This is a genomic window from Pseudoalteromonas sp. Hal040 (genome assembly GCF_037162425.1).
Classification (GTDB): domain Bacteria; phylum Pseudomonadota; class Gammaproteobacteria; order Enterobacterales; family Alteromonadaceae; genus Pseudoalteromonas; species Pseudoalteromonas gelatinilytica.
Genome location: NZ_JARLUU010000001.1, coordinates 1,505,586 through 1,522,071, shown reverse-complemented (window position 1 = coordinate 1,522,071; position 16,486 = coordinate 1,505,586). Strand labels below are relative to the sequence as shown.

14 protein-coding genes are annotated in these 16,486 nt (G+C 41.7%); 3 read left to right on the top strand and 11 right to left on the bottom strand.

Annotated elements, in window-relative coordinates:
- Window positions 1-71: 71 nt before the first annotated feature.
- The 4 genes from secF to P4S60_RS06765 form a co-directional block, all read right to left on the bottom strand.
- A complete protein-coding gene (gene secF / locus P4S60_RS06780) occupies window positions 72-992 on the bottom strand; it encodes a protein translocase subunit SecF (RefSeq protein WP_337115438.1) in 921 nt (306 codons plus the stop codon).
- The gene (gene secD, locus P4S60_RS06775; RefSeq protein WP_337115437.1) at window positions 989-2,800 is read right to left on the bottom strand and encodes a protein translocase subunit SecD; all 1,812 of its coding nucleotides are present in this window, start codon (window positions 2,798-2,800) and stop codon (window positions 989-991) included. The genes secF and secD overlap by 4 nt, the downstream gene beginning before the upstream one ends.
- Before the next feature lie 73 nt (window positions 2,801-2,873).
- Window positions 2,874-3,245, bottom strand: coding sequence for a hypothetical protein (locus P4S60_RS06770; RefSeq protein WP_337115436.1), 372 nt, complete (start codon window positions 3,243-3,245; stop codon window positions 2,874-2,876).
- Window positions 3,246-3,443: 198 nt separating this feature from the next.
- Window positions 3,444-4,490 (bottom strand): NAD(P)-dependent alcohol dehydrogenase, encoded by a 1,047-nt coding sequence (locus P4S60_RS06765; RefSeq protein ID WP_138600590.1) that lies wholly within the window; start codon window positions 4,488-4,490, stop codon window positions 3,444-3,446.
- A 210-nt stretch (window positions 4,491-4,700) separates the two neighbouring features.
- Here P4S60_RS06765 and P4S60_RS06760 point away from each other — a divergent pair, with 210 nt between their 5' ends.
- The 3 genes from P4S60_RS06760 (at window position 4,701) to P4S60_RS06750 (ending at window position 8,558) form a co-directional block, all read left to right on the top strand.
- Window positions 4,701-6,443: an ABCB family ABC transporter ATP-binding protein/permease gene (locus tag P4S60_RS06760; protein ID WP_442961500.1), complete on the top strand. Its 1,743-nt coding sequence runs from the start codon at window positions 4,701-4,703 to the stop codon at window positions 6,441-6,443.
- 74 nt (window positions 6,444-6,517) lie between these two features.
- Window positions 6,518-7,231 carry a YebC/PmpR family DNA-binding transcriptional regulator gene (locus P4S60_RS06755; protein ID WP_337115435.1) on the top strand — a complete coding sequence of 238 codons (714 nt, stop codon included), beginning with the start codon at window positions 6,518-6,520 and terminating at the stop codon, window positions 7,229-7,231.
- Between the two features lie 52 nt (window positions 7,232-7,283).
- The gene (locus tag P4S60_RS06750; RefSeq protein ID WP_337115434.1) at window positions 7,284-8,558 is read left to right on the top strand and encodes a protein kinase; all 1,275 of its coding nucleotides are present in this window, start codon (window positions 7,284-7,286) and stop codon (window positions 8,556-8,558) included.
- A gap of 35 nt (window positions 8,559-8,593) precedes the next feature.
- On the opposite strand, the gene P4S60_RS06745 is transcribed toward P4S60_RS06750, so the two are convergent.
- The 7 genes from P4S60_RS06745 to glk form a co-directional block, all read right to left on the bottom strand.
- The gene (locus P4S60_RS06745) at window positions 8,594-9,715 is read right to left on the bottom strand and encodes a sterol desaturase family protein (RefSeq protein ID WP_337115433.1); all 1,122 of its coding nucleotides are present in this window, start codon (window positions 9,713-9,715) and stop codon (window positions 8,594-8,596) included.
- A 189-nt stretch (window positions 9,716-9,904) separates the two neighbouring features.
- The gene (locus P4S60_RS06740; RefSeq protein WP_105174040.1) at window positions 9,905-10,246 is read right to left on the bottom strand and encodes a hypothetical protein; all 342 of its coding nucleotides are present in this window, start codon (window positions 10,244-10,246) and stop codon (window positions 9,905-9,907) included.
- Window positions 10,247-10,402: 156 nt separating this feature from the next.
- Window positions 10,403-11,407, bottom strand: a complete 1,005-nt coding sequence (gene gap / locus P4S60_RS06735) for a type I glyceraldehyde-3-phosphate dehydrogenase (RefSeq protein ID WP_337115432.1) — start codon at window positions 11,405-11,407, stop codon at window positions 10,403-10,405.
- A gap of 18 nt (window positions 11,408-11,425) precedes the next feature.
- Window positions 11,426-12,046 carry a bifunctional 4-hydroxy-2-oxoglutarate aldolase/2-dehydro-3-deoxy-phosphogluconate aldolase gene (locus P4S60_RS06730; RefSeq protein WP_063705675.1) on the bottom strand — a complete coding sequence of 207 codons (621 nt, stop codon included), beginning with the start codon at window positions 12,044-12,046 and terminating at the stop codon, window positions 11,426-11,428.
- Between the two features lie 34 nt (window positions 12,047-12,080).
- Window positions 12,081-13,931, bottom strand: a complete 1,851-nt coding sequence (edd, locus tag P4S60_RS06725; RefSeq protein WP_105174039.1) for a phosphogluconate dehydratase — start codon at window positions 13,929-13,931, stop codon at window positions 12,081-12,083.
- 431 nt (window positions 13,932-14,362) lie between these two features.
- The gene (locus P4S60_RS06720) at window positions 14,363-15,376 is read right to left on the bottom strand and encodes a LacI family DNA-binding transcriptional regulator (RefSeq protein ID WP_105174038.1); all 1,014 of its coding nucleotides are present in this window, start codon (window positions 15,374-15,376) and stop codon (window positions 14,363-14,365) included.
- Window positions 15,377-15,398: 22 nt separating this feature from the next.
- Window positions 15,399-16,397 (bottom strand): glucokinase, encoded by a 999-nt coding sequence (glk, locus tag P4S60_RS06715; protein ID WP_105174037.1) that lies wholly within the window; start codon window positions 16,395-16,397, stop codon window positions 15,399-15,401.
- Between the last annotated feature and the right edge of the window lie 89 nt (window positions 16,398-16,486).

Here is a 16,486-nt window from a genome sequence, read left to right as displayed (position 1 = left end):
AGCAGTTAAAACAGAAAAGCCGCTATTCTATGGAAAAATAGCGGCTGATGAAAGTAAGTTATAAAACTGACTTACGGCATCTCCATATAGGCTTTGGTTTTATCATCCAGTGTTTGGGTGTAATTTTCTGAACTTAACCCCAATAACTGCGGCAAGGTCGCGGCGATACAAATCGATGAGAATGTCCCCACCACAATGCCCACAAATAACGCGATAGCAAAACCCGTTAATGCAGCCCCTGCAAGCAGCCAAATACAGGCAATGGTCGCAAGTGTTGTGCCTGAGGTGATCAATGTACGCGTTAACGTAGAACCAATTGCATCATTAATCACAACATGGGTATTAATGCGTTGATTGTCAGGCTGAATACGTAAAAGCTCTCTGACTCTGTCGCCAACAATAATTGAGTCATTTAATGAATAACCAATAATAGCCAGTAAACTCGCCAGCACGGTTAAATTAAACTCAAGCCCTAGCAAGGAAAACAAACCAAGCACTAAGATTAAATCATGTAACAGTGCAACCACTGAACCTACTGCGAGTCGCCATTCAAAGCGCACGGCAAGATAAACCATAATTGCAATCAGCGCCGCAAATAAAGCTAAACAACCTTGTTCAAAAAGCTCATCACCCACTTGTGAGCCTAAAAATGAGCTAGATAATACGCTATACTCTACACCTTGCTCATTCAGCTCTGCTTGCCAAGTACTGGCTTTACTAGCCTCTGGTGTTTCTCTTAAAACAAAGTGATATTCTCCCGCTTTACTGATGGTTAATTTACTCGCAACCTCAGAGCTTAACTTTGCTTTTAAATCAGCAATTGACGTGACTGACGTTGTGTTAATTTCACTGATGTAGCCACCTGTAAAATCAAGGCCAAAATTTAGCCCTTTTACAGATAAAACACCTAAGCTCACGATGACTAAAACACAGCTTAGCAATAACCCTAAAACGCGTGCTTTACTCGCTGCTGTTAATGTTGACCAACTCATGCTTTAGCCCCCGTCAAATTGGTTAGTTTAATGTAGAGTGTTTGGCTAAGCGCTTTTGAAATATAAACGCCAGTAAAAACACTGGTTAATAGCCCAAGCGCTAACGTGATTGCAAAACCTTTCACCGGTCCATATCCAATGGCGTATAGGATAATTGCTGTGATCATGGTTGTTACATTGGCATCAAAAATGGTCGTAAATGCTTGGTTATAGCCTTGTTCAATCGCTTGATAAGTGTGTCGACCTTTGCGTTTTTCTTCTTTTATTCGCTCAAAGATAATTACATTTGTATCCACTGCCATACCTATCGTCAGTACTAGCCCTGCAATACCCGGCAATGTCAGCACAACACCCGGCAATAAAGACATTAAACCGACTAAAGCCGTTAAATTAAGCAGTAAAGCAATATTGGCAATCAGCCCTAAGCGACGATACCAAAGCGCCATAAAGGCAAGGGTAATACCGATACCCAACATTAATGCAGCTAAGCCGTGCTCAATGTTTTCACTGCCTAAGCTTGGGCCTATGGTTTGTTCTTGAACGATTGTCACTGGCGCTGTGAGCGACCCTGCGCGCAGTAAAAGCGCTAAATCGTAGGCTGCTTGCGGGCTTTTCATGTTAGTAATGCTAAAACGCGAGCTTAAATGCTGGGCAATGTTTGCCACATTGATCACTTCGCTTTTTTTCACAACGTCGCCATTTGCATCCCGTGAGTATTCAGAATACACCGTGGCCATAGGCTTACCTATGTTGTGCTTAGAAAAAGCAGACATCGCATCACCACCTTGCGAATCTAAACTAAGCTGAACTAAAGGCTTGCCCCATTCATCTTTGCCAACACTGGCATTATTGATGTGATCACCTGAAAAAATCGCAACAGGGTTTAAATTAACAACGCCACCGCCTTGTACATTAAACGCTTTACCACCTACTTCGACGACCTGGTAAAAATCGAGGGTCGCAGTTGCACCAATAATACGTTTCGCTTCTGATGGGTCTTGCACACCGGGTAACTCAATGCGAATGCGCTGCTTACCTTGTCTTTGCGTTACCGCTTCAGTGATACCAAGCTCTTCAATGCGACCACGCAGGGTTGTTATGCTTTGCGCCATAACTTGTTTATTGAATTCGCTTTGGCTTTGCTCATTAAAATGCAGTAATACCGTGGTTAGGTTATTCGTTGTTGATTTAGTTTGCATCAGGCCTTTGAATTGACCTTGTAACGTTGAAACGAGCCCTGCAAGTTGCCCCTCACCACTTGGTAAAATTTGTAGCTCAACCCCTTCTTTTACAACACTTGTCCGAATACCACGGATTTTGTCTTTGCGAAGCGTCAATTTAGTTTGTTGATACACGCTATTTAAGTGCTCTTGCATTGCCTTATCTAGGTCAACATCAAGCACAAATAACACCCCACCATTTAAGTCGAGTCCCAATTTAATCGGTGAAAGCCCAAGCTGCTGAAGCCATTGTGGGCTTGTTGCATGCTCAACAATTTTAGCCTCTAGCTGTGGATATTGCGTTTTAATAAAACTCAGCGCATTGGCACTTTGAGTCGGCTCAGCTAATAATATAGCCAGTTGTGCTTGGCTATCATTGGCTTCAGTCACTTCAAAACCATGTTGATTTAGTGACGTTGTCACACTTTGCAGCGTCACTGTTTGATCTGGCAAGCTAATGTGCAACCAAGATTTGTTAGGGTAAAGGTTAGGTAATGCGCTAACTGCTAATAAAATACACGCCGCTATCATAGCGACATAACTCATTTTTAGACGACGCCATAGCGCCGGCTTTGATTGATATGACATACATGACTTCCTTCCGGCATTGTCAGCCGGTAAAAATTAATTCCAAAAAATAAAAAGTAACGAAGGAAGTCGTTTAACTATGGTAGGTCGTATTGGCTTTGTACAAGAGATTAGCGTCTTTCCAGCCACTAATGCGGGATTTACGTTGAGTGGCTAACGCATACCACGGGAGCACACGCACAGCACCTGACGGCGCTAAAAAGTGCTCTTTTCCCCAATCTTCAGCAAAAAACTCGATTAATAGCTCGTAATCAGGATCAACCTGACTATGATAAAGAAATAATGATGAATTACTGGCAGTTAAACGCGGCACTAGGGTATCAAACCCCGATGGTTCTACCGGCTTAGGATGTTCGACTGTATGAGTTTGGGAAATAACTGGGGTTTTAGTCAGCTCGACTTGGAACAATTTAGTCGCAGCAAAGTGTGACTGAGTGTCAGGCATAGCCATACTCTGTGCACTAAAGAACACAGTAAATAGCAAGATAATGACTGAGAAAAACCGTAACAAGAACTGACCAATAAATTAAGTGGATAACATGACTATAATGAGGACAAAAAAATAAAACACAAGTTATTACTTAAATAAAAGTGACTAAAACAAAAGCGGGCCTAATTAAGCCCGCTTAGTAATTTAACTTTGTTAAACTTCTAATGATGACATGTCGATTACAAAGCGTGAGGCCATATCACCTTGCTTTAATTTATCGAATGCGTCATTAATTTGATCCATTTTGATCATTTCAACTTCAGGTAAAATATTATGTAACGCACAGAAATCTAAGATTTCTTGGGTTTGTGCAATACCACCAATCAATGAGCCTGCAACACGGCGACGCCCCATTAATAATGGCACTGAGTTAGACTCAGCAAGCTCACCTACTTGACCAACCAATACTTGCGTACCATCAATATCCAAAAGCGGAATATACGGCGTAAAGTCGTGTTTTACAGGAATAGTATTAATGATCACATCAAATTGATTAGCATGCGCTTGCATGGCAGCTTCATCGCTCGATACCAATAAATCTTTTGCGCCATAAGATAAAACCTGCTGTTTTTTCTTATCACTACGGCTAATTGCCGTAACATGTGCGCCCATTGCAGCTGCGATTTTAATTGCCATGTGGCCTAAACCACCAAGCCCAATCACACCAACACGGCTACCAGGGCCCACATTCCACGTGCGTAGTGGCGAATAGGTTGTGATACCAGCGCATAGAATTGGTGCACATTTAGCAAGGTCTAAGCCTTCTGGCACGCTCAATACAAACTCTTCACGCACCACAATGTGTTTTGAATAACCACCTTGAGTGAGCTCACCACTGATACGGTCTTGTCCTGAGTAGGTGCCTACCATCCCTTCGCGACAAAACTGCTCTTCACCGTGATGACACTGGTCACAGCTTAAACAGCTATCAACCATACACCCTACAGCAACATTATCGCCTACTTTATATTTTGTAACGCCACTGCCTACTTCAAGAACACGGCCAACAATTTCATGGCCTGGTACGACAGGATACTGAGTCCAGCCCCAATCGTTTTCTGCGGTGTGTAGGTCTGAATGGCACACGCCACAATACAGAATTTCAATTGATACATCTTCATCACGAAGTGCACGACGTTCAAAATGATACGGCTCTAATGGTTTTTCAGAATCATGTGCTGCATAACCGACGGTTTTCATGCTTACTCCTTAATTTTCTTCGTGTTTAACTCATGCATTTAACTAATTTGCTAATGCGCTGGTGTATACTGCACTCAGTATAGAGGTAAATTAGCAAATTACACTTGCCTAAAACACGAAAGCTTTTGCCTATTTTTATCAAATTGATTTAAAGAGAACCCCATGCGTGGAATGAGCCGCAAAGAACAGGTGACTCGATCGCCTGATGCAATGAACTTATCACAAAGCATCAAAACACTCTGGCCCTATTTAATGACCTTTAAAGGCCGCGTTATATTAGCCGTTTTAGCGCTTATTGCTGCAAAAGGCGCCACATTGCTGATGCCTTGGGCACTAAAAGAAATAATTGACGCGGTTGATGCGAGTATCAACCCGCTTTTAAGCGTTCCTATTGCCTTGCTGATCGCCTATGGTTTGCTGCGCTTTGCTAGTGTATTTTTTGGTGAAGTACGCGATGCATTATTTGGCCGTGTTACAGAGCATGCAATGCGCCATATTGGCTTAAAAGTTTTTAAACATTTGCATAATTTAGAGCTTGCCTTTCACCTTGATAGGCAAACAGGAGGTATCAGTCGCGATATAGAGCGTGGCACAAGTGGCCTCAGCTTTTTAATGCGCTTTTTGATGTTTAACATCGTGCCAACACTATTTGAAATAATCACTGTAGCGATTATTTTTGCGACCTTGTTTTCGCCTTGGTTTGCATTAGTCACCGTGATCGCAGTTGCTATTTACATTGCTTTTACTGTGATTGTAACGCAGTGGCGTAACCGATTTATTCGTGAAGCAAATGCTGCCGATAACAACTCAAACACCCGTGCAATCGACAGCTTACTAAATTACGAAACCGTTAAGTACTTCAACAATGAACACTATGAAGCGAGCACCTACGACGGCTTTTTAGCTAAATGGGAGCAAGCAAGGCTTAAAAATCGTTTATCGTTACTGGCACTTAATTCAGGGCAAGCACTTATTATTGCCGCGGCTATTACAGCACTAATGTGGCTAGGTGCCAGCTCAGTGGTCAATAAAGAGCTGACAATAGGTGAGCTTGTGATGATCAATGCTTATATGATCCAGTTATTTTTACCACTTAACTTTTTAGGTTTTGTTTATCGTGAGATACGCCGAGCGCTGACTGACCTTGAAAACATGCTGGGGCTGTTGAATCGAAAAGCCGCCATTAGCGATGACAAAGATGCAAAACCATTAAAAACAACCAAAGCAGCTATCCGATTTGAAAATGTGTCGTTTAGTTACGACAAACAAAGACCAATATTAAATAAATTAAGTTTTGAAGTTACTTCAGGTAGCAAAGTGGCGATTGTGGGTGCCAGTGGCGCAGGTAAAAGCACTCTAAGCCGCCTACTCTACCGCTTTTATGATGTTGATGCGGGTAAAATTTATATCGATGAGCAAGCAATCAACACAGTGACCCTTGAAAGTTTGCGCCAAGCTATTGCCATCGTACCGCAAGATACCGTGCTATTTAACACCAGCATTCGCGAAAACATCGCCTACGGAAATCCAACGGCAACCGAAGATGAAATTGATCAAGCCATAAGCCTTGCCCATTTAGATGGATTTATTGCCAGCCTAGATAAAGGCGATAAAACCCTTGTTGGTGAACGCGGTTTAAAAGTATCAGGCGGTGAAAAGCAACGCATTGCAATCGCCAGAGCCATTTTAAAAGGTTCACCCATTTTATTATTTGATGAGGCCACATCGGCGCTAGATTCGCATTCAGAGCAAGCTATTTTGAGTGCGATGCGTGAAGTCGCACAAAGACATACCAGCTTGGTTATTGCTCATCGTTTATCAACAATTACTGACGCAGACAAAATTATTGTTATGAAACAAGGACAGGTCGTTGAACAAGGTCAGCACCAACAGCTACTTGCGGCGAATGGTGAATACGCACGAATGTGGCAGTTACAGCAAAGCGATGAATAAACACTGTTAACTAGTAGGTTAAATGATTAGAATAACCGCTTTATTTTTATCTATAACAAAAAGGCAACACGCAGATGGGCAGAGCTTATCAAAACAAAAAAGACTCAATGGCAAAAACTGCGGGTGCAAAAACCAAAGTTTATTCAAAGTACGGAAAAGAAATTTATATCTGCGCTAAGAATGGTGGTGTTGATCCCGATGGCAACTTAGCGGCGCGTCGCTTAATCGATCGTGCTAAAAAAGACCAAGTACCTACGCATGTAATCGAGCGTGCAATCGATAAAGCCAAAGGTGGTGGCGGTGAAGATTACGTAGCAACTCGCTATGAAGGTTACGGCCCGGGTAACTGTATGATTATTGTTGACTGCTTAACCGACAACAACAAACGTACATTCGCTGACGTACGTGTTTGTTTTACTAAAGCGAATGCAAAAATTGGTGCGCAAAACTCAGTATCACACTTATTTGATCACCTTGCTATTTTTGTGTTTGATGGTGATGATGACGAAGCTGTTTTAGAAGCACTAATGATGGCTGATGTAGATGTAACTGATGTAGAAGTTGAAGACGGTAAAATTACCGTATTTGCTCCACACACTGAATACAACAACACCCGTACAGCACTTGAAGAAATGGGAATTACTGATTTCCACGAAGATCTAATTGCTTTTGTGCCGCAAGTAGAAGCACCCATTGAAGGTGAAGACGTTGAAGTCATGGAACGCTTTTTAGCCATGCTAGAAGACTGTGACGACGTACAAAACGTTTACCACAACGCACAGTTTTAATAAAAAAGGCCAACCAAGTTGGCCTTTACCTTTTAGCCCAAAGGAATCAACATTGAATACCCTCGAAGAGTTAAAAGCCGGTTCTCTACAAGGTTGTACACGGCTTCAGCTTGTTGCAAAACTAACCGAATTCCCAAAAGAAATTTATACCCTAGCCGATACGTTAGAAATCCTCGATTTATCTAATAATCAGCTAAGTGATTTACCTGACGATTTTTACAAACTAAAAAATCTCAAACGGCTGTTTTTATCATTTAATCAGTTTAAACATATTCCAGACGTACTAAGACAATGCCCAAACATAATCATGGTGGCATTTAAAGGTAATCAAATTACTGAATTTAAAGCGCACTGTTTGCCAACGCAGATTGAATGGTTGATCTTAACGGATAATCAAATTCCCGCTTTACCTGATTCATTTGGTCAGTATAGCAAGCTAAAAAAGCTCGCACTGGCAGGTAATCAGTTAACACATTTGCCAGGGTCAATGGCTAATTGTAAAGAGCTTGAGCTAATACGTTTAAGTGCCAATAAGCTTACACAAGTTGAAGATTGGCTTTTAGCTTTACCGAAACTTGCTTGGCTTGCCTTCTCTGGTAACGATTTAAATCGCTCAACTAGCTTGCACTGTGAGCTGTTTAGTCAAATCGCCCTGAATGAAATCGATGTTAAACAGCAGATTGGCCAAGGCGCATCTGGGGTTATTCATTTGGCCAATTGGCATCAACAGCCTGTTGCCCTTAAGTTATTTAAAGGCGACATCACCAGTGATGGCTATCCACTTGATGAGCTAAATTGCTGTTTAAAAGCCAGTGAGCATCCAAATCTCATTAAAGCATTGGGCTATGTTGATGAAGAGTCACAACTTGGATTAGTGATGGAGCTTATCAGTAAAGAGTTTAGTAATCTTGGTTTGCCACCTTCCCTTACAACTTGTACCCGTGACACATTCGAAGACAACTGCCAGTACGCGCCAGAAATGGTGCTAAAAATTGTTAAGCAAATGGCCAGTACCCTCGCTCATTTGCATCAAAAGCAAGTAAGCCATGGTGACATTTATGCCCATAACAGCATGATCAATTCACAGGGCGAGTTATTATTTGGTGACTTTGGTGCTGCAACAGACTTATCAATGCTGACGCCTGATCAACAGCGGCTATTAGAAGGCATTGAAGTGCGCGCCCTTGGTTATTTCATTGATGATCTACTGACTGTCGTGAGTGAAAAAAACGACATTACCAAGCTGCTTTCTGACATAGCTCAAGAGTGCTTGGTACTCAACTCAGACAAACGCCCTCGCCTTTCTGAGCTAGTTTCGCGATTATGAGTATAGGTAATAATAAATAAAGCCTCTATGAGGCTTTATTTTTGCTTTTTAAACGGGAACACCTGCTGCTTTAACATACCTTCGGGCATGTTATCGCCAACCACACCATATTTATCAGGCCACTCTGCTTGACCTTTGACAGCAGTGCCAAATAGATAATCTAAAAAAGAAAAATGCGCAGCATAGTTACGGTCAATGGCCGCTTTATCAGAGGAATGATGCCAATGATGAAACTGAGGCGTGACCAGCAAATACTTTAGCCAACCAAACTTCACCCGAACATTAGCGTGGTTAAACACGGCCTGAAAGCCAACAATAATGACATAGAGGCTAATAACATCCGATGGAAAGCCGAGCACAAAAATAGGCGTGAGCACTAAGCTGCGCGTCACGAGTATTTCTAAAATATGCTGACGAGAGCCTGCAAGCCAATCCATCTCTTTTGCACTATGATGCACGGCATGAAAACGCCAAAGCAGATGCACTTCGTGATAAGCCCTATGCACAAAATATTGCATTAAATCTGCTACTAAAATGATTAGAAATAGCTGCAGTAAAAATGGCAGTTGAATAATAAAGCCTTGTACTGTATCAGACACAGCCCAGCCAAATGCATGATGCACGAACTGATTGGTTGCCAGCAACACAAAACCAATAATTAAGTGATTAACAAAGAAATGATTTAAATCCCCCTGCCACTCTGAGCGGAGAATTTTTTGTTCTTTTCGGTGCGGCAGAAGCTTCTCAATTAGAATAAAAATCAGTGTGGAGCCAAGTAAGTCAAGGATGAACCAATCAAGCCCCAAGTACGGTGTATTATCTCTAAAATCGCCCACTTCAACATTCGGCCCACCAAATGCAATTGCCACAACTATAAATACCCAAGCCGTTGCACCCAGCCGTTTATTAGTATTACGAACAAAGTTCAACAACCCTAAACTACCTGAAATAATCAATGCCACAAACATCAGCTGGCGTAAAAACTCTACACTGTAGTTTTGCCTAAGCTCTGGGGTCGTTAAGTACTCTGGAAAATGAAAAGCTAATACCCCTAAACAGGATAAAACAGCTAAGAAACAAGCAATATAACCGCTAATATTGCCTTCACCCACTTGAAACTGCTCAGCTCTAAATAGCCGATAATATAGACGTGTCATGGTATAAAAATCCATTTATCAATTTTTTGCAGCATAACACAGAAGAATTTAGGAACAAATATGAACAGAACCATGATGATATTAGCTTTACTACAAAATTTTTTTATTTTTAAATTGCTATGTAATAAGGTAGGAACAGATTGCGCCATTGGAGGTTGCGGAAACCACAAAATTCTTCCGCAAAAATATCTAAGTTCTTGGTGAAGAGTTAATTTCTAAATCATCATTGATAAAACTAGAGTCACCGGGATCATTTGGATCAGCATTTCCCATAGCTGAAACACCTTGACCTTTTATAACCTCACCATCTAAAGTAAGTTGTATTCCCCAAATTCTAATTCCAGTTTGATTATCAAATACTACCCACAAATAACAGAGGTTACCCATCCATTTTTCTCCCCACTTAGCTGAAGTTGATTGCCCTCCAACATTATAAGTAGCTGATACGTTGTCAGAAAAAACTAACTGTCCTTGTGAACCAGTATTGTCATGAAAAACATAAACAGTTTTTCCTTTTAGTGAATTTGCCATTTAATTTTCCTTTAAGGTTAAATGTAATCATATATTCGTTACAGCACATACAGATTAGTTTGCTTATAGGGAAATTCAATGTGGAATTATATAAAAACCAAAAAAGCCACGATAAACGTGGCTTTGTTGGATAAAGCTTAAACTTTTACTGTTCTATTATAAGAACTGACCTAACGCTTTAACTTGGTCTAACATGCGGTTTGAGAACCCCCACTCGTTATCGTACCAAGCCATCACTTTAACAAGCTTACCATCTACTTTAGTTTGGGTAGAATCGAAGATTGAAGACGCTGGGTTGTGGTTAAAGTCGATAGAAACAAGCGGTAGTTCGTTGTATTCAAGAATACCTTGCATTGCACCTTCTGATGCTGCTTTAACGACTTCGTTGATTTCTGCAGCAGTTGTTTCACGCTTAGCAACGAACGTTAAGTCTACTAAAGAGACGTTGATTGTTGGAACGCGCACAGCCATGCCGTCAAGTTTACCCGCAAGTTCAGGAAGCACTAAGCCAACTGCTTTAGCCGCACCTGTTTTAGTTGGGATAATAGACTGAGTTGCGCTACGTGCACGGTATAAGTCTGGGTGATAAACGTCAGATAAGTTTTGATCGTTTGTGTAAGCATGAATTGTCGTCATGCTACCTTGCTCGATACCTACTGTGTCGTTGATTGCTTTTGCAATCGGTGCTAAACAGTTTGTTGTACATGATGCATTTGAAATGATGTTGCTGTCAGCGTTTAATACTTCGCTGTTAACACCGTGAACAACTGTTGCATCCATGTCAGTACCAGGCGCAGAAACGATTACTTTTTTAGCACCTGCTTCAATGTGTTTAGCCGCTGCTTCACGTGAAGTGAATAAACCAGTACATTCTAAAACGATATCGACGTTTAATGCTTTCCAAGGAAGGTTTGCAGGATCACGCTCTTGAGTAAGGGTAATTTCATCATTACCAATTAACATGGTGTTTTCAGCAAGTGTTACTTTTTGAGAAAATTGACCGTGTACAGAGTCAAATTGAGTTAAATGCGCGTTAACATTTGCTGGTGCTAAATCGTTGATAGCAACAATTTTGATTTCGTTGTTTTGAGCTGACTCATAAAGAGCACGTAATACGTTACGACCGATACGTCCATAGCCATTAATTGCAACATTAATCATTCTAATATCTCCCGTTAATTATTTTACTTCACTTGCTTGGCGAGCAAGCGCTTCAATGGCTTGCCAGTCTTTGTTTTCAATAAGTTGTTTATCTAACATCCAAGTACCACCTACACAGATTACGTTTTTAAGTGCCAGGTAGTTAGGTGCTGTTTCAAGGCTAATGCCGCCTGTTGGGCAAAATGTTACTTGTGGTAATGGGCCACCAATCGATTTAAGCATTGCAGTGCCACCCGCTGCTTCTGCAGGGAAAAACTTTAAAAACTTAAAGCCTTGGCTTGCTAATTTCATTACTTCACTTGGTGTCGCAGCACCTGGTAAAAATGGAATATCAGACTCTTTAGCCAGTGCTAATAATTCGTCGTTTACACCTGGGCTCACCATAAAGTCAGCACCGGCTTCAACAGATGCATTAAATGTCGCTTTATCAATAACAGTACCTGTGCCAACGTATGCTTCTGGTACAGCTTCTTTCATTAGCTTTACAGCTTCTGCCGCAATTGGCGTACGTAAAGTAATCTCTAATGCTTTTAAGCCACCGTTATAAAGCGCACGTGCAAGGGGTGCTGCATCTTCAAGTTTTTCGATAACAACAACCGGTACCACAGGTGCCGATGATAAAATTTTCTCAATGCTCATTGTATGTTCCTCATAGCCCAGTAACGGCGTATTATTATTCTAAACCGAAGGCGCTAGCGCCAAGGTCTGCACTACTTACTATATTTCTGAAACCTGCGAATAACTCTCGGCCTGTACCATATGTTTGACTTGGTTGGCTAAGTTGTAATTCACGTTTTGCTAATTCGTCATCGCTTACGTGTACTTTCAATACACCCGCTGGTGCGTCAAGTGTCACTAAATCACCTTCGTGAATTTTAGCGATTACACCACCTTCAACCGCTTCTGGTGCTAAGTGGATTGCAGCAGGCACTTTACCTGATGCACCCGACATACGACCGTCTGTCACAATCGCCACTTTGTAGCCTTGGTCTTGTAGTGTTGCCATTACTGGCGTCAACTTGTGAAGCTCAGGCATGCCTTTCGCTTTCGGACCTTGCTCTTTAATTACAGCGATAAAGTCTGTGTTTAATTCACCGCGGCTATATGCTTCTTGTAACTGACCTTGTGAGCTAAATACTTTAGCTGGTGCAGAAACAACTTGGTGAGACTCAGCCACTGCTGATACTTTAATAACTGCCTTACCAAGGTTACCTGTAAGAAGCTGTAAACCACCTTGCTTGCTAAACGGGTTATCAATTGGGCGTAAAACTTCTTCATCGTGTGACTTTTCAGGACATGCAACCCATTTAACTTTGCTTGGACCTGTGCTGTTAGTCATGATCACTGAAGTGTCTTTATCTAGCATTGGCTCTGTGGTGTATGCCTCTAGGCCATCACCTACAATCGTTTTCACGTCGTTGTGTAAGTAACCTTTGCTAAGCAGTTGCTTCATTAAGAAGCCCATACCGCCAGCTGCTTGGAAATGGTTCACATCAGCTGAGCCATTTGGATAGATACGCGTAAGAAGTGGCACAACTTCAGATAAGTCAGCCATGTCTTTCCACGTTAGGATCACACCTGCTGCTTTCGCAATAGCCACTAAGTGGATTGCGTGGTTTGTTGAGCCGCCTGTTGATAACAAGCCAACTAAACCATTAATAATTGTTTTTTCACTCACTACATCAGCAAGACAGTTAGCATCTTTTGTTTCGATTAGCTGCTTTAACATGGTTTCTACAGCATGACCTGTTAAACCATCACGTAGTTCTGTGTAAGGGTTAATGAAAGAGCTACCTGGTAAATGTAGACCCATGATTTCCATTAACATTTGATTCGAGTTTGCTGTGCCGTAGAAAGTACACGTACCCGCACTGTGATACGATGCGCTTTCTGCTTCTAAAAGCTCTTCGCGACTTACTAAGCCTTGTGCAAATTTTTGACGTACACGGGCTTTTTCTTTATTCGGGATACCCGATTGCATTGGACCTGCTGGTAAGAAATACGTTGGTAAATGACCAAATGATAAGGCACCAATTAAAAGTCCAGGGACAATCTTGTCGCATACGCCTAAACAGAAAACACCATCGAACACGTCGTGCGATAAAGAAACCGCTGTAGACATTGCAATCACATCACGAGAAAACAATGACAGTTCCATACCATCACGGCCTTGTGTCACACCGTCACACATTGCAGGTACGCCGCCAGCAACTTGTGCTGTTGCATCATACTTAGTTGCAAGGTTTTTGATAATTTCTGGATAGTCTTTGTAAGGCACATGCGCAGAAAGCATGTCGTTATATGAATTGATAATCGCTAGATTTGGTTGCTCGTCTGCTTTTAAACGAGCTTTGTCATCGCTGCTACAAGCAGCCATAACGTGTGCAATATTACCACAGCCTAAACCAGCACGAACTCTTGTTTGTTTTTTTGCGTGCGCGATTCGCTCTAAATAAGCTTGGCGGGTCTCTTTACTGCGTTCAATAACGCGTTCGGTGACTTCTTGGATACGAGGATGCAACATATAAATTCGACTCATCTCTATAGTTAGAGGATAAAGGCTCAGTAACAATTACAGACTCCACGAAAATAATTGTACTGAGCAACTTTGATTTACCCGTTCAAAGGTACGCTGACAGGCTGTCTCTCACAACCAACCTGACACCGGTGTCACTGTATTAACTCACGACTGTGACACCGGTGTCAACCTTATCTGTTAAATTTAGTTTAATTTTTTTAAATGACCAAATAATGAACAATTTTATTTTAGTAGAATATGAGTAGAATTCATGTGAAGTGCCACTATTAAAGGCCTATAGACAAGACAAGCTTTGGGGTTTATTTTATTTAAAAACAGAAACTTATAGCGTTTTTATGAAATTTTTAAGCCTGAAATAAAAAAGCCCGAGAACGCGTCACTCATTCTCGGGCTACTGTGAAAAAACAAGATGAAATTTATTTAATTGCAGCTGTCGACTCGCGAGTAATCAATTTTGCCTCAAGGGTTACTTGATAAGGAGACTCTTGTGGGTCGCTAATATGTGTGATCAGTTGCTTAACCGCTTGCTGGGTCATTTCTTCTACTGGTTGTGCAATGGTCGTTAACCCAGGCCAAATATGACGAGCAATAGGTGCGTTATCAAACCCAGCAATAGAGATATCATCAGGCACTCTTAATTGCATTTGCGTAGCAAGTTTTAGCACCGCCGCTGCCATGTAGTCATTTGAAGCAAATACTGCTGTTGGGCGAGGGTTTAAATCTAGAATAGTACGCGCACTATCAACACCAGAGTGATAACTAAAGTTACCTTCTTCAACTAAGCGTTCATCAAACTCAATACCATTTGAGGCAAGTGCTCTGCGGTAACCTTTAAAACGCTGCTCTGTCGCACTGTGATCAGGGTGACCTTTAATGAAAGCGATTTCTTTATGACCAAGCTTAATAAGATGCTCTGTTATTTCAAAAGCCCCCTGCTCGTCATTACTTCTTACCGAAATAGAGTCGTCTTCAAGTACCGCTGATGCGACACGAGCATACGGGATCTTTTTCGATTTTAAAAAGCTGACAAGTTCAGGAAAATCTGAAAATGGAGGGGTAAGTACAATACCGTCTAAGCGAGAAGTTTGAATTAAATGTTCAATGTTGCTAATTAATTCTTCGCCGCGTAACTCGCAAGGGTGGATCAATAAGTTGTAATTAAGCTCGTGACACGCAGCTAAAGCACCGGTTTGCACACGGGTAATATAGCTTTTACTCGGATTATCGTATAAGCAACCAATAATAAAACTACGGTTTTGAGCCAAACCTCGAGCGATTGGGTTTGGCGTGTAATCAAGCTCTTTAAATACCTTAAGTACTTTTTCGCGCGTTGCATCACTCACGTTAGGCTCATTGTTGAGTACGCGAGATACTGTTTTTTTCGATACACCGGCATAGCTGGCGACACTGTTGATGGTTACTTTCTTCATCCGCTCTACATCCAACTGCTAGTTACGCGTTACTATTTACATGTAAACACGCAGCAGCACCAATGAATGGAATGTTGTCTTGTGTTACAAGCGTAACGGGGATCTGTGAAGTATATTGCGACATAATGCCTTTGTCTGCAAATCGCTCAACAAATCGACTAGATAATAGACGTTGTTGCATGCGAGGTAAAATACCACCACCAATAAATACGCCACCTAAAGCACCGAATGTCAGGGCTAAGTCCCCTGCTACGCTGCCGATCCAATCACAAAATTGATTAAGTGTTGCATCACACACTTCGCATTGACCAGTGGTTGCAAGCTCGCTAATTTGTGCTGCATCTAAATTTTTTGCTTCAACACCTTTTACCGCTGCCATAGCACGATATAAATGTGCGATCCCTGGGCCCGAGAACACAGTCTCAACAGATACATGATTTAACTGTTTTTTAAGCTCAGTGATTAACAAGCGGTCTAATTCTGTCACTGCCGCAAGAGAAATATGCCCTGCTTCGCAGCTAAGAACAGCGCTGCCTTGTGATGTGCGAACTAAACACGCAGCACCAAAACCAGTGCCTGGTCCCATAACCGCAATGTTCGCATTTTCATCAGCCTGACCGGCTTTAACAGCCATATTTTGCGAATCATCTAAATACGGTGCCGCATAAGCAAATGCAGCAAAGTCGTTGATGACTTCAAGTTGCTCGAATGAGAATTCTGCTTTTAAATCCGCAACATTAAAGTGCCAACCTAAGTTTGTTAAGTGAACTTGACCTGCTTTAATTGGGCCTGCTACTGCTAAACATGCACGGCTTGGCTTTGGAGATGAAATTTGGCTGAAGTACTGGTTAATTGCACTTTCTAATGAGCCAAAATCAGCACTTGGGAATGTTAAATTGTGCTCGATAACAAACTGGTTAGTTTGTGCATTAAAGTCAGTGATTAAAGCGAAACGAGCGTTAGTGCCGCCGATATCGGCAACAAGAATAGGAGCAAATTCTGTGGTTGTCTGTGTGTTCATGATGTTTTCTCTATTTGTCTAAGCTAGTTGCCGCTTATTTTTCTAGTTTTCAATGGCAAAGCCACTGTGTCTGCTAAACTTTGGGTCAT